General features: G+C 69.1%; 14 protein-coding genes. 7 read left to right on the forward strand and 7 right to left on the reverse strand.

Translation table 11 applies throughout. From position 1 onward, the window contains the following. The first annotated feature begins 48 nt into the window (after positions 1-48). The 6 genes from AB4Z46_RS21355 to AB4Z46_RS21380 all read left to right on the forward strand — a co-directional run bounded on the left by AB4Z46_RS21355 (position 49) and on the right by AB4Z46_RS21380 (position 7,206). Positions 49-1,242: a beta-ketoacyl-[acyl-carrier-protein] synthase family protein gene (locus AB4Z46_RS21355; protein ID WP_442285537.1), complete on the forward strand. Its 1,194-nt coding sequence runs from the start codon at positions 49-51 to the stop codon at positions 1,240-1,242. Beyond that, entirely contained in the window at positions 1,239-2,069 is an 831-nt protein-coding gene (locus AB4Z46_RS21360; RefSeq protein WP_442285538.1) for a beta-ketoacyl synthase chain length factor, read from the forward strand. Before AB4Z46_RS21355 ends, AB4Z46_RS21360 begins: the two co-directional genes overlap by 4 nt. 7 nt (positions 2,070-2,076) lie before the next feature. Continuing rightward, positions 2,077-3,699: an NAD(P)/FAD-dependent oxidoreductase gene (locus AB4Z46_RS21365; protein ID WP_442285539.1), complete on the forward strand. Its 1,623-nt coding sequence runs from the start codon at positions 2,077-2,079 to the stop codon at positions 3,697-3,699. 117 nt (positions 3,700-3,816) lie between these two features. After that, entirely contained in the window at positions 3,817-4,530 is a 714-nt protein-coding gene (locus AB4Z46_RS21370) for a response regulator (protein ID WP_442285540.1), read from the forward strand. 89 nt (positions 4,531-4,619) lie between these two features. Further along, positions 4,620-5,804 (forward strand): ATP-binding protein, encoded by a 1,185-nt coding sequence (locus tag AB4Z46_RS21375; protein ID WP_442285541.1) that lies wholly within the window; start codon positions 4,620-4,622, stop codon positions 5,802-5,804. A gap of 139 nt (positions 5,805-5,943) precedes the next feature. Beyond that, complete coding sequence (locus AB4Z46_RS21380) at positions 5,944-7,206, forward strand: O-antigen ligase family protein (RefSeq protein WP_442285542.1); 1,263 nt, start codon at positions 5,944-5,946, stop codon at positions 7,204-7,206. Positions 7,207-7,222: 16 nt separating this feature from the next. Here the strand turns inward: AB4Z46_RS21380 and AB4Z46_RS21385 are convergent, their stop codons facing one another. From AB4Z46_RS21385 to AB4Z46_RS21395, 3 genes are all read right to left on the reverse strand, one after another. Then, on the reverse strand, positions 7,223-7,558 hold the full coding sequence (locus tag AB4Z46_RS21385; protein ID WP_442285543.1) for a hypothetical protein: 336 nt from the start codon (positions 7,556-7,558) through the stop codon (positions 7,223-7,225). Positions 7,559-7,676: 118 nt separating this feature from the next. Beyond that, positions 7,677-7,889 (reverse strand): zinc-finger domain-containing protein, encoded by a 213-nt coding sequence (locus tag AB4Z46_RS21390; protein ID WP_442285544.1) that lies wholly within the window; start codon positions 7,887-7,889, stop codon positions 7,677-7,679. Positions 7,890-7,894: 5 nt separating this feature from the next. Then, entirely contained in the window at positions 7,895-8,833 is a 939-nt protein-coding gene (locus AB4Z46_RS21395; RefSeq protein ID WP_442285545.1) for a branched-chain amino acid transaminase, read from the reverse strand. A 116-nt stretch (positions 8,834-8,949) separates the two neighbouring features. On the opposite strand from AB4Z46_RS21395, the gene AB4Z46_RS21400 reads away from it, so the two are divergent. Then, positions 8,950-9,945, forward strand: a complete 996-nt coding sequence (locus AB4Z46_RS21400; protein WP_442285546.1) for a recombination-associated protein RdgC — start codon at positions 8,950-8,952, stop codon at positions 9,943-9,945. A gap of 33 nt (positions 9,946-9,978) precedes the next feature. Here the strand turns inward: AB4Z46_RS21400 and AB4Z46_RS21405 are convergent, their stop codons facing one another. The 4 genes from AB4Z46_RS21405 to AB4Z46_RS21420 all read right to left on the reverse strand — a co-directional run bounded on the left by AB4Z46_RS21405 (position 9,979) and on the right by AB4Z46_RS21420 (position 13,879). Continuing rightward, a complete protein-coding gene (locus tag AB4Z46_RS21405; protein WP_442285547.1) occupies positions 9,979-10,455 on the reverse strand; it encodes a glycerate kinase in 477 nt (158 codons plus the stop codon). 155 nt (positions 10,456-10,610) lie between these two features. Further along, complete coding sequence (locus AB4Z46_RS21410) at positions 10,611-11,258, reverse strand: dihydrofolate reductase family protein (RefSeq protein ID WP_442285548.1); 648 nt, start codon at positions 11,256-11,258, stop codon at positions 10,611-10,613. A gap of 125 nt (positions 11,259-11,383) precedes the next feature. Further along, on the reverse strand, positions 11,384-12,943 hold the full coding sequence (locus AB4Z46_RS21415; protein ID WP_442285549.1) for a methyl-accepting chemotaxis protein: 1,560 nt from the start codon (positions 12,941-12,943) through the stop codon (positions 11,384-11,386). A 144-nt stretch (positions 12,944-13,087) separates the two neighbouring features. After that, entirely contained in the window at positions 13,088-13,879 is a 792-nt protein-coding gene (locus AB4Z46_RS21420; protein WP_442285550.1) for a hydroxyacylglutathione hydrolase, read from the reverse strand. Between the last annotated feature and the right edge of the window lie 31 nt (positions 13,880-13,910).

Below are 13,910 nucleotides of genomic sequence, written 5' to 3' on the forward strand. Positions count from 1 at the left end.
TCGCCCAACTGGTAGGCTGTCGTGTTTTAGCCACCGCACCCGCCCAACGTGACACCTTCACGCATCCCCCCCCTGCAGATCAGCGCCTTCACCGCGACCTCGGCCGTCGGTGTGGGCAAGACGGCCCTCTGCGACGCGCTCGCGCAGTCGCGCAGCGGCCTGCGCGCCAACGACTTCGGCGCCTCGCCGCTGCCGACCTGGATCGGCCGCGTCGACGGCCTCGAAGAACTCCGCCTGCCCGAGGAACTCGCGGCCTGGGATTGCCGCAACAACCGGCTGGCCTGGCTGGGCCTGCAGGCCGACGGCTTCATGGAGGCGGTCGCCGCCGCCCGCAAGCGCTACGGCCCGACCCGGATCGCGCTGATCCTCGGCACCTCGACCTCCAGCATCGGCGAGACCGAGACCGCCTACACGCAACTGGCCGACGGCGCCTTCCCCGCCGACCAGCAGCGCCCCAAGGTCCACACGCCGCATTCGCTCGCCCTCTTCGTGCAGCAGGCACTGGGCCTCGAAGGCCCGGCCGAAACCATCTCCACCGCCTGCTCGTCGAGCGCCAAGGTGTTCGCCTCCGCCGAGCGGCTGATCCGCCTCGGCCTGGTCGACGCGGCCGTGGTCGGCGGCGTCGACACGCTGTGCGGCAGCGTGCTGTTCGGCTTCAATTCGCTCGAACTGGTCTCGCCCGCACCCTGCCGCCCCTTCGATGCCGCGCGCGACGGCATCAGTCTCGGCGAGGCCGCGGGCTTCGCGCTGGTCGAACGCGGCCGCGGCCGGCTCGAACTGCTGGGCTATGGCGAGGCCAGCGACGCCCACCACATGTCCACCCCGCATCCCGAGGGCCTGGGCGCCGAGAAGGCGCTCGACGACGCGCTGGCGCGCGCCGGCCTCGCGGCCGACGCCATCGACTACATCAACATGCACGGCACCGCGAGCTCCAAGAACGACGAGGTCGAAGGGGCCCTGGTGACACGCCGCTTCCCCGTCACCACCCACGCCAGCTCGACCAAGGGCTTCACCGGCCACACGCTGGGCGCGGCCGGCATCGTCGAGGCCGTGATCAGCCTGCTGGCGATCGAGACCGGCCTCAAGCCGGGCACCGTCAACACCACCACGCTCGACGCCGAGTGCGGGCCGCAGATCAAGCTGCAGCCCGCGCGCGGCGAGGTGCGCTACGCGCTGAGCAATTCCTTCGGTTTCGGCGGCAACAACTGCTCGCTGGTCTTCGGCAAGGGAGCCGCAGTATGACGACGCACAAGACCCCCACGCTCTTCATCGAAGGCCCGGCCTTCTGGGCCGCGACGCTGCCGGGCTGGGAGATCGCCAGCGCCGTGTTCCGCGGCGATGGCGCGCCGGCCGACCCGCCGGCCAAGCGGCCCTCGCCGCAGCTGCTGGCGCCGGCCGAACGCCGGCGCGCTCCCGACACCGTGGCGCTGGCGCTCGAAGTGGCGGCCGCCGCCGTGGCCGGCTCGGGCCGCAACGCGGCCGACCTGCCCTGCGTCTTCGCCTCGGCGCATGGCGACCTGGGCATCAACGACTACATGTGCAGCACGCTGGCGGCCGATCCGCTGCTGCTGTCGCCGATCAAGTTCCACAATTCGGTGCACAACGCCGCGGTCGGCTACTGGACCATCGGCACCGGCTGCATGGCGGCCAGCAATTCGCTCGCGGCCTATGAGAGCAGCTTCGCCTCCGGCCTGCTCGAAGCGGCGGCGCAGTGCGCCGCCGACCAGCGCGCCGTGCTGCTGGCCGGCTACGACATGCCGGCCGTGGGCGCGCTGGCCTCGGTGACGACCAGCCGCGAGATGCTGGCCGTGGCCCTGGTGCTGTCGCCCACGCGCACTGCGCGCACCGTGGCATCCCTCGAGTGGTCGCTGGCCGGAGGCGCCCTGCCGGCGACGCGGGCACGCTGCGCCGCGGCACGCGCCCTGGAAGTCAACGCGATGGCCGATGCCCTGCCGCTGTTCGAGTCGCTGGCGCGCGGCGAGCCCGAGTCGCTGAGCCTTCCGCTGTCGGCCACGCTGTCGCTGCAGATCGAGCTGCAGCCGCAACTGCAGCTCGAACCGCAGAGCTGACGATCCCATGGATGCCAGCCGCCCCGCACACGATGTCGTGATCATGGGCGGCGGGCTCGCAGGCCTCACGCTGGCGCTGCAGCTGCGCCAGAGCTTTTCCGACATCGACGTCGTGGTGCTGGAGCGTCGCACGCATCCGGTGCCGCATGCGACCCACAAGGTCGGCGAATCGTCGGTCGAGATCGGTGCTCACTACTTCGACACCGTGCTCGGCCTCAAGCCGCACCTGCACGGCGCCCAGCTGCGCAAGTTCGGTTTCCGCTTCTTCTTCAGCGAAGGCCGGCGCGACATCGACCAGGTGACCGAGATCGGCGCCAGCCGCTATCTCTCGGTGCCAAGCTACCAGATCGACCGCGGCATCTTCGAGAACTACCTGGCCGAGGAGGCCGGGCGCCAGGGCGTGCGCTTCATCGACCACGCGACGGTGCGCCGGATCGACCTGGCCGACGATCCGCGCGGGACGCATCGGATCGAATGGTCGCAGGGCGGCCAGACGCACCCGGCAAGCAGCCGCTGGCTGGTAGATGCCTGCGGCCGCGCCGGCTTGCTCAAGCGCAAGCTCGGGCTCGAACAGGCCAACGCGCACGACTGCAACGCGGTGTGGTTCCGCATCGGCGAGCGCATCGCGATCGACGACTGGTCCGACGACCCGCATTGGCGCACACGCTGCCAGCCGCAGTCGCGCTGGCTGTCGACCAATCACCTGGTCGGCGCGGGCTACTGGGTCTGGCTGATCCCCCTGGCCTCGGGCTCGCATTCGGTCGGCATCGTCGCCGACCCGCGCCTGCATCCGCTGGAGCGGCTGGACAGCTTCGACAAGGCGATGCAGTGGCTCCAGGCCTGGCAGCCGCGCCTTTACGACGCGCTCGACGGCAAGCGCCACCTGCTGCAGGACTTCGCCTACCTGCGCAACTTCTCCTACGGCTGCAAGCAGGTGTTCTCGGGCCAGCGCTGGGCGCTCACGGGCGATGCCGGGCTGTTCCTCGACCCCTTCTATTCGCCGGGCAGCGATTTCATCGCGATGGCCAACACCTACATCTGCGACCTGGTCGGGCGCGACCGTGCCGGCCACGCGCTGGCGGCGAGGGCCCAGCTCTACGACCAGATCTACCACTCGTTCTATGAGAGCACGCTGGCGCTCTACACCGACCAGTACCCGCTGTTCGGCGACCCCGAGGTGCTGCCGGTGAAGGTGATATGGGACTACAGCTACTACTGGGGCGTGCTGGCGCAGATCTTCTTTCAGAAGCGACTCACCGACCTGGTCCTGCTGGGCAGCCTGCGCGACGAGTTGCAGCACTGCCAGCACCTCAACATCGCGGCCCAGGCCTTCTTCCGCGACTGGTCCGCCGTGAGCCACCGGCGCAATTCGGCCGTGCTGCTCGACCAGGCCGCGCTGCCGTGGTTCGCCGAACTCAACCGCAGCCTGAGCGACACCCTGGACGACGATGCCTTCAAGCACCGCCTGCGCCAGTCGGTGGACCGGCTGACCTCCCTGGCCGGCGAGATGCTGGCCCGCGCCACCGGCGACCACCCGGGCCTGGACGGCGGCGCGCTGTCCGCGCTGCTGGCACGGGCGACCGCACCCGCCGGCTCGCCGCCCGAACCCCTTCTTTTCGCCGCCGGATGAAACCGTCGGCGGCAAGGTTTACCCAACTTTACGAAGCGTTCAACCCTGCGGCACCCCGCGGGAGGAAGCTACCCCCTTGAATACAACACCGTGGCGCAACGCACGGAGACACACCGAATGAGCACCCCGCAACTCCTGATGATCGAAGACGACACCCGCCTGGCGCAGATGGTGGGGGAATACCTGACGCAGTCGGGCTTCGGCTTCTCCCACGCCGCCGACGGCGCCAGCGGGCTCGAGATGCTGCAGCAGCGCTCGCCCGACCTCGTGATCCTCGACCTCATGCTGCCCGACACCGACGGCCTCGAGGTCTGCCGGCGCATCCGCGCGCTGCCGGGCGGCCAGGCCAAGGTGTCCGTGCTGATGCTGACCGCCAAGGGCGACCCGATGGACCGCATCATCGGCCTGGAGATCGGTGCCGACGACTACCTGCCCAAGCCCTTCGAGCCGCGCGAGCTGCTGGCGCGCATCCGCGCCGTGCTGCGCCGCCGAGGCGAAACCACGAGCGGTTCCGAAGGCCCCGCCGTGATGCGCTTCGGCTCGCTGGACATCGACCGCAATGCGCGCACCGTCACGGTGGGCGGCGCGCTCGCCGACCTCACCTCCTACCAGTTCGACCTGCTGGTGGCGATGGCCGAGCGCGCCGGCCGCGTGCTCACGCGCGACCAGATCATGGAAGCCGTGCGCGGCCGCGAGCTCGAGGCCTTCGACCGCTCGATCGACGTCCACATGGGCCGCATCCGGGCGGCGATCGAGGTCGATGCCAAGAACCCCAAGCGCATCCTCACGGTGCGCGGCGTGGGCTACGTCTTCGCCAAGCAACAAGACTGAATACATGGCCCCCACGCTCGTCACTTCGTGTACTCGCTGCCCCCCGAGGGGGCCCAGTCCGCCTTGGGGCGGCCCTGCGGCGGACTGACATGCTGCTCAATCTCTACCGCCGCCATCTCTACGTCCGCGTCTGGCTGGCCGTGGTGGCGGGCGTCTTCATCCTGACGCTCACGGCCAACTGGATCGTGCGCGAGGCCGCCGAAAACGAGCGCGAACGGCTGGCGCCGGTGCCGCGCGAGGTGGTGGTGCTCGACTCGAAGGACCGCCACATCGGCAGCGGCAAGGCCATGCGCGTGCCGGGCCAGGGGCTGGAATTCGACGTCACGCTGAACGACGGCAGGACGCTCTCGCTGCAGGTGGCGCCGCGCGACCGCGGCCCGGGCGCGCCGGGCATGTCGCCCTGGCGCACGCCCTTCGGCCTCGGCTGGATGGTGGCGCTGGTGGGCGTGGCGGTCGCGCTGGGCGTCTACCCGATCGTGCGTCGGCTCACCAAGCGGCTCGAGGCCCTGCAGCGCGGCGTGCAGCGCTGGGGCGAAGGCGACCTGTCGGCGCGCGTGCCCGAAGACGGCCAGGACGAAGTGGCCGATCTTTCCAGTGGCTTCAATGCCGCCGCAGCCCGCATCGAGCAACTGGTGAGCTCGCACAAGTCGCTGCTCGCCAATGCCTCGCACGAGCTGCGCTCGCCGTTGACGCGCATCCGCATGGGGCTCGAATTGATGGGCGAGCGGCCCGGCCCGGCCGCGCGCGAGGAGATCTCGCGCAACATCGCCGAACTCGACCAGCTGATCGACGAGATCCTGCTGGCCAGCCGGCTGGACGCGAAGGAAGCCGACATGGGCACGGTCGAGACGGTCGACCTGACGGGCCTCGCGGCCGAGGAGTGCGCCCGCGTCGATGCCGACCTGGAAGTCAAGGAAGGCACCGACAGCGACGCCCTCACGGTGCGCGGCGTGCCGCGCCTGCTGCGCCGCGCGATCCGCAACCTGCTCGAGAACGCGGGCCGCTACGGCGCCGGCGAGACCAGCGTGGAGATCGGCAGCCGCGCCGGCCAGGCCGAGATCCGCGTCAACGACCGCGGCCCGGGCGTGCCGGCGGCGCTGCGCGAGCGCATCTTCGAGCCCTTCTACCGCCTGCCGGGCGCCAGCGAGCGCAACGGCGGCGTCGGGCTCGGCCTGGCGCTGGTGAAGTCGATCACCGAGCGCCACGGCGGCAGCGTGCGCTGCGAGGACCGCCCCGGCGGCGGCGCCAGCTTCGTCATAACGCTCCCCCACTAAGACCGCGCGCGGCCGGCGCAGCCAGGGCCCTTCGTGAAACACCGCGGAAGCGGCTTCGCCGGGCCGCTGGTGTTGCCCCCGGCAGGGGGTGGGCGGCTACACGAAGTGAGCCAACCTGGGGGCGAGCTAAAATTTTTCCATGCAGAGATCGCACATCGTTCGGCCCGCGGCCATGTTCTGGGGGCTCACGGTGTTCATGCCGGTCGGGGTCACCTATGTCGCGGCACTGCTGCTGATGATCGCGTTCGCGGCCGCCGGCGGCTGGCGCGAGCGGGCGGTGCGGCTGCGCCGCAACCCGATGTGGTGGCCGGTGATGGCCTACGTGATCTGGACGCTGGTCATCCTGGCGATCGAGCCGCACTACCCCGAGACGCCCGCGAACCTGATGCACGGGCTGCGCATCGCGGCCACCGTGCTGATGGCGCTGGCGCTCACGCGCGACGAGGCGATCTGGGCCGTGCGCGGTTTCTGGCTCATGGGGCTCGCGAACATCGTGATGATCGGGCTGTACTACACGGTCGGCTTCCCGATGTGGCATCCCTGGCGCGGCGTGCTGACCCTGGTCGGCAACAAGTCGATCAGCAATGCGCTGCTGTTCACGATCATGGCCGGCTCGGCCGTGGTGTACGGGCTCAAGTCGCTGGTCGAGCATCGACCCTGGCGGGCCGTGGCGGCCTTCGCGCTGGTCCCGGCCGTGATCGCGATCATCACCTTCACGCTGCCTTCGCGCACCTCGCTGCTGGCGCTGCTGCTGGTGATCCCGGCCGCCTGCGTGCACCAGTGGCGGCGGCAGCTCAAGGTGCTGGCCCTGGTGCTGATGGTCGGCGGCGCGATCGCGATCGGCGGGCTGTGGAACTCGCCGGTGGTGCAGCAGAAGTTCGCGGTCGGCATCCAGGAGATCGAGGCGGCGCAGGCCGGCGAGATCTCCGAGGCCAGCTGGGTGGTGCGCTACTACATGTACCGCGACACCGCCCGCATGATCATCGACCGGCCCCTCACGGGCTGGGGCATCGGCGGCTGGACCGAGCAGTGGCACCTGCGCGGGCCGAAGCTGCTCGACTACAAGAACATGCCCCACAACGACTTCCTCTGGATGGGGTCGCAGGCCGGCGTGCCGGGTTTGCTGAGCCTGCTGGTCATCGCCCTCGTTGCGGTCTGGGTGGCCTGGCGGCGCGACGACCTCGCCGGTCGCCTGGCCTTCGTCGCGACGCTGGTCATGCTGATCGCCACCAGCGTGAACTCGGCCCTGCGGGATGCGCAGATCGGGCTGGCGCTGCTGTGGGTGGCGATGGTCTACCTGCGGCTGGCGCAGGAGCCGGGGGATTCGTGGCGCGGGCTGGTGCCGCCGCGACGCCATGGGGCTGCCCCACCGCTCAGGGCGGCGGATCGGGCGCAGAACTGACGCGCTGCCGCCCGGTTCAGCCCTCGAGGCCCCGCTCATAGCCCACGAACGGGCCGAAGAACACCATCTCGCCCTCGAGCCCCGCGGCGACTTCGTGCTGCTTGGGAAGCTCGTCGATGAATTCGGGCCAGGACTGCGCGACGTGGCTGGACCACTCGCCGGGGTCGAGCCGCGTGATCGGCCCCTGGGTGGCCAGGAATTCAAAGCCCTGGGAGGTCAGCTTCGCCACCGCGAGCCGCGTGGCGGCCTCAGGGTCCGCAGCCGTCGCATAGGCCGAGACATAGGCGCCGGCGAGCGTCGACGGCATCCTGCCGTTCGAGCCTCGCCCGACCTTGACGTTGATGAGGAACAAGCCGCGCTCCGGAGGCGCCGGCTGCCTTGACTTGAACAAGCCCCACATTGGATTCGCTCCTGGCGCCGTGCCGCCACGGCGCGCCCTCACGCGCTGCGCGCGAGAAACCCGAGCCAGCTCAGTGATGGTGCCCCGCGGCCTCGCCCGCCTTGAGGCGGTACACCGTGCCGCAATAGGGGCACTTGGCCTCCCCGGTGCGTGCCACGTCGAGGTAGACCTTCGGGTGCGCGCTCCAGAGCTGCATGTCGGCCTTGGGATTGGGGCAGAACACGCCGCCCTGGTCGTTCAGGTCCTTGGCGAGGAGTTCGATGGTGCTCTTGGCGGTGGACATCGTCTTCAGACCTTGGTGAGCCAGTGGGCGTACTTGGGATTGCGGCCGTTCACGATGTCGAAGAAGGCGTTCTGGATCTTCTCGGTGACCGGGCCGCGCGAGCCGATGCCGATCTCGACGCGGTCGAGTTCGCGGATCGGCGTGACTTCGGCGGCCGTGCCGGTGAAGAAGGCTTCCTCGGCGATGTAGACCTCGTCGCGCGTGATGCGCTTCTGCACCACCTCGATGCCGAGGTCCTTGCAGATGTGCAGGATGGTGTTGCGCGTGATGCCGTTGAGCGCGCCGGCCGACAGGTCGGGCGTGTAGACCACGCCGCCCTTGACCACGAAGATGTTCTCGCCCGCGCCTTCGGAGACGAAGCCGCTGGCATCGAGCAGCAGCGCCTCGTCGTAGCCGTCGTCGAGCGCTTCCATGTTGGCCAGGATCGAGTTGCTGTAGTTGCTGACCGCCTTCGCCTGCGTCATCGTGATGTTGACGTGATGCCGCGTGTAGCTCGAGGTCTTGACGCGGATGCCGCGCTTCATGCCTTCTTCGCCGAGGTAGGCGCCCCAGGCCCAGGCCGCGACCATCGCGTGGATCCTGTTGCCCTTGGGGCTCACGCCGAGCTTCTCGGAGCCGATCCAGACCAGCGGGCGCAGGTAGCAGCTGTCGAGCTTGTTCTCGCGCACCACCTGCTTCTGGGCCTCGTTGACCTGTTCCTGCGTGAACGGGATCTTCATGCGCAGGATCTTGGCGCTGTTGAAGAGCCGCTCGGTGTGCTCGGCCAGGCGGAAGATCGCGGTGCCGTTGACCGTATTGTAGGCGCGCACGCCCTCGAAGGCGCCGCAGCCGTAGTGCAGCGTGTGGGTCAGCACGTGGATCTTGGCTTCGCGCCAGTCCACGAGTTCACCGTCCATCCAGATCTTGCCGTCACGGTCGTCCAGTGCGGGGGGCAGCGCGCTCATGTCTTTGTCCTTCAACCGGGGGGGTATGTCGCAAAAGCTTTCGATTTTACCGGCGCCGACCGCGGGCGCCGCACCGACAATGGTCGGTTTTGCCAAACAGCCAGAAAAGGGATTCCGTGTCCGTCTTCAAGAACGTCATCGTCTACCGCATCGAAACCACGTGGTCGCAGTCGCTGGACCAGGTCGAACTGGGCCTCGGCACGCAGCGCTTCGTCCCCTGCAGCCCGTCGCAGGAAAGGTCCGCCGGCTGGGTCGAGCCCCGCGGCGAAGACAACGGTCCGCTCGCCGAATCGGTGGCCGGCCAGTGGCTGCTCGAATTCATGATCGAAAGCAAGACGCTTCCGGCCTCGGTGGTGCGCCGCAAGGTCGAGGAGCGCGCCGCGCAGATCGAGGCCACCACCGGCCGCAAGCCCGGCAAGAAGGAAAAGAAGGAACTCAAGGAAGACGTCACCCACGAGCTGCTGCCGCTGGCCTTCACGCGGCACGCGCGGGTCGCGGTGTGGATCGACCCCAAGGCGCACCGGCTGGTGGTCAACGCCAGCAACGCGGCGCGCGCCGACGAAGTGGTCACCAGCCTCGTGAAGTCGCTCGACGGCTTCGCGGTGGCGCTGGTCAACACCCAGATCGAGCCGGCAGTTGCAATGTCGGAGTGGCTGTCGAGCCAGGAGCCGCCCGCCGGCTTCACGATCGACCGCGAATGCGAACTCAAGGCCACCGACGAATCGAAGGCCGTGGTGCGCTACGCCAAGCACCCGCTGGACATCGACGAGGTGCGCCAGCACATCGCCGACGGCAAGCGCCCGACCCGGCTCGCCATGACCTGGGACGACCGCGTCTCCTTCGAGCTGACCGAGGGCCTGCAGCTGCGCAAGATCGTGTTCCTCGAAGGCACGCTCGACGACGCGCCGGCTTCGGGCAAGGAAGACAACTTCGATGCCGACGCGGCGATCGCGACCGGCGAGCTGGGGCAGCTGGTGCCCGAGCTGCTCGAAGCGCTGGGCGGCGAGATGCGCCTGGGCACGGCGGCGGTTGCGGCACCTGCCGCCGAGGCAGCACCCAAGGCCGATGCCGACGCCGAGGCAGCGCTGGTCGACGACTCTGCGCCGTTCTGAGTCCGCGCCGCTGACCGGCGGCTGGACCGCCGGCTAGACCGGCGGGCGCAGTGCGTCGGCGGCGCCGGGCTTGACGGCGTCGGCGCTGGGCGCGTCGGCCGGCGATGCATCGTCCTCGGCCACCTGGGGCCGAACCAGCGTCCATTCGGTGAGCTTGCCGCCCACGAAGGTGGCATCGACCCAGGAGCCGCCGGCATCGGTCCAGCGGAACAGCTCGGGCTGCTCGTCCTTGGGCGAGCGCTGCTCGCCGAGCGCGCGCGTCATCGCGATCACGTGCAGCAGGGTCGCCTTGGGCTTGAGCTTGGCGTTGAGCATCACCGCGCTCGCGACCGTGCCGATCGGCCGGTCGGCGGCGCGCTTGAGCACCTGCATCGTGCGGTTGAAATGCATGAGAAGGAACATGACGATCGCGCCGCCGACCAGTGCCACGCCGGCCCAGCCGTAGCTGCGATAGGCCACGCCGAGCAGGACGAGGCCGCCGACGGGGACGAGGATTTTGCTGAAATTCATGGGGAGATTGTCGCGCGGGCGGGACCGGCCCCTGATTTCCCGGCGCCGTCTGCGGATTCCCGCGACTCGGACCCGTTCGAGGTATGCCCCTGCCCCTTCGCCTCGGCCGGCGATGTCGGCGGTCCAGGTCGCGGCACCAGCGATCTGGGCCGCGGTCACGCCCGCCTGCGCAAGAACACGTGGGTCGCGCGTTCGCCGGCAACGGACTCCGCGCATTCATAACCCAGCGCAGGCAGGTCGAGGCCCTGGAAGAGCGGCTCCCCCGCCCCCAGCAGCACCGGCTGCACCGCCAGATGCAGCTCGTCGATCAGCCCCGCGCCCAGATACTGCCGAACCGAGGAAACGCCGCCGCCGAGGCGAACGTCGAGGCCGCCCGCCGCGGCCCTCGCCTGCTCCAGGGCCGCATGAATGCCTTCGGTGACGAAGCGGAACTCCGTGCCTCCGGCCATCGCGAGCGGCGCGCGCGGATGGTGCGTGAGCACGAACACCGGCGTGTGATACGGCGGCTCGTCGCCCCACCACCCCTTCCATTTCTCATCCGGCCACGGGCCCCGGACCGGACCGAACATGTTGCGCCCGAGGATCCAGGCGCCGATGCCGGCAAAGCCCTGCTCCGCGATGCTGTTGTCGACGCCTGTCTCTCCATCGGCATGGCCGTGCATCCGGCGCCACAGGCGGGTGTGGAAGAACCACTCCATCAACTCGGGACCCCGGACGCCGAGCGGATTCTGAAGATCCTGGCCCGGCCCGGCGCCGTAGCCGTCGAGGGAGATGGCGAAGCTTTGAACGCGGAGTTGGGACATGGGCTTGCTCCTTGCGTGATCAAGCTGGCCCGGGCACGGGCCAGCGCCCCATTGTCCACGGGGCCGAAGACCCCTGGGTCATCGCCGGCGCTGCCCCTCTATCGCGAAAATGCCCGATGCGCCCGTCAGGTCGGCACGGCGCGCACGTTGAAGACGCTCACCGTCCGCACCAACGCACCGGCCTGCTGTTGGAGCGACCCGGCAGCGGCCGCCGCCTGCTCCACCAGCGCGGCGTTCTGCTGGGTGACATGGTCCATCTGCGTGATGGCCTGGTTGATCTGCTCGATGCCCGAGGTCTGCTCCTGGCTTGCCGCGGTGATCTCGCCCATGATGTCCGTGACGCGCCGCACGCTGCGGACGAGTTCGTCCATGGTGCGGCCCGCCTGCGAGACCTGACGGCTGCCGCGCTCGACCTTGCCGACCGAGTCGTCGATCAGGGCCTTGATCTCCTTCGCCGCGGCGCCCGAACGCTGCGCCAGGTTGCGCACCTCCGACGCCACCACCGCGAACCCGCGCCCCTGCTCGCCCGCGCGCGCCGCCTCGACCGCGGCGTTCAGCGCCAGGATGTTGGTCTGGAAGGCAATGCCGTCGATGACGCCGATGATGTCCACGATCTTCCGGGACGACGCATTGATCGCTTCCATCGTGTCCACGACTTCGCCGACCGCTGCGCCGCTCTGGGTCGCGACCTCGGAGGCCGAGGTCGCGAGCGCGTTCGCCTGCCGGGCGTTCTCGGCGTTCTGCCTGACCGTGGTGGTGAACTCTTCCATCGACGCCGCCGTCTGTTCGAGCGAGCTGGCCTGCTCCTCGGTGCGTGACGACAAGTCATGGTTGCCGCTCGCGATCTGGCTGGAGGCCGTCGCGATGGTGTCGGTGCCATTGCGAACCTCGCCGACGACATGCGCGAGGCTGTCGTTCATCGTCCGCAGCGCCTGCAGCAGCTGGCCGGTCTCGTCGGTGGTCTTCGACTCGATGCGGCTCGTGAGGTCGCCCGCCGCGACGGTCTGCGCGATGTGCACCGCGTCGCGCAGCGGACGAGCCACGATCTGCGAGAGCCAGAAGGCGAACAGCAGGCCGAGCGCGATGCTGCCCACCAGCGCGCCCGCGATCCACGAGCGCGTCTGCGCGTAGGTCCGATCCCCTTCGTCGCTGGCCCGCGTGCCGCCGTCGAGCGTCAGCGCAACCAGTTTGTCGAGCGTTCCGCCCATGTCGCCGTGCAGGCGCGATGCCGCGCCGCGCATCAGCGCGAGCGCCTCGTCGCGCCGATGCTGCCGCGACAGGCCGACGACCTTGTCCTGCTCGGCGACGTACCGCGCAGCGGCCTTCTCGAAGTCGCCGTACAGGGTGCGCTGCTCGGGCAGCGAGATCAGCGACTCGAAGGCGGTGCGATTCTTCTGGATGCGCTCCTTCAGCGAATCCATCGACTTCTCGTAGCGGGCCATGTCGGTGTCGTTGTCCGACAGAATGTGCTGGAGCCCTTCGGAGCGCAAGCGCGCGATCTCGGCCTTGAGATCGAGCAGCACGCGTGACGCCGGCATCCAGTTTCTCGCGAGGTCGGTGGAAGTCCGATTGACGGTCGCGAGCTGCGCGATCGAGAAGATGCCGAGCAGCGCGGTCAGCATGAGCACCGCCGCGAAGGACAGCAGCAGCTTGCTGGCAATCTTGAGGTTGTGGAACGAAGTCATGGGTCTTGTGCAGCGGAAGGGAAGGCTCGGAAAGGCGCACGCGTTTCAGGTGCGCCCATCTGATATCGGCACTTCGATGGCGCTTTGAAGGGCCGAACGCGCGTCAACCCCCTGCCTGGGCTGCACGATCGACGACCCCCGGGCTCACCACTTGTTGCGCAGCTCGCGAAGCTTGACGAACACCGTCTTCGCATCCGGCTTCTCGGGCAGATCGGGAAAGACCTCGCGAAGCGCCGCGATGACGCTCGGACTGGAAAGGCGCAGGAAGGTGTTGATCTGCTTCTCCTCGCGCAGCGTCGTCACGCGGGCCCTCGCCGGGTCATGCCCCGTCATGTCGGGCAACAGCGCCCTGGCGGCCGCGTTGTCGGGCTCGCGCGCGAGCGTGAAGCGCAGGTTGTTCTCGATGTAGTCGTGGCCCGGGTAGACGCGTGTGTCGTCGGGCAGCTTCGCGAGCTGGTCGACGAAGGTGGTGTACAGGTCTTCGGGATTGCCGCCGTTGTGGCAGTTGCCCGCTCCGGCATTGAACAGCGTGTCGCCCGAGAACAGCGCCGGCTGCTCGGTGTGGGATCGCAGGCAGATGTGGCACATCGTGTGGCCGGGCGTGTCCAGGCATTCGAGCTCGACGGTCTTGCCGACCTTGATCACGTCGCCGGCCTTGACGCCGCGATCCACGCCGGCGATGCGAGACCCCGACTGGTAATGCGCAATCACCTTGGCCCCGGTCGCCGCGACCACGGCCTCATTGCCGCCGGTGTGGTCATGATGCTCGTGCGTGTTGAGGATCTGCGTGATCTGCCAGCCCTTCTCCTTGGCGGCGGCCAGGCACTTCTGGTGGTCCAGGGGATCGATGGCGAGGGCTTCGCCGCTCTCGGGGCAAACGATCAGGTAGTTGTAGTTGCGGTAGGCGTTGCCGGTCCAGATGCGCTCGACGATCATGGGATGCTCCAGGTGTCACGGATGTGCAAGC

Origin of the sequence: Variovorax sp. M-6 (genome assembly GCF_052114385.1) — a bacterium.
Classification (GTDB): Bacteria; Pseudomonadota; Gammaproteobacteria; order Burkholderiales; family Burkholderiaceae_C; genus Variovorax.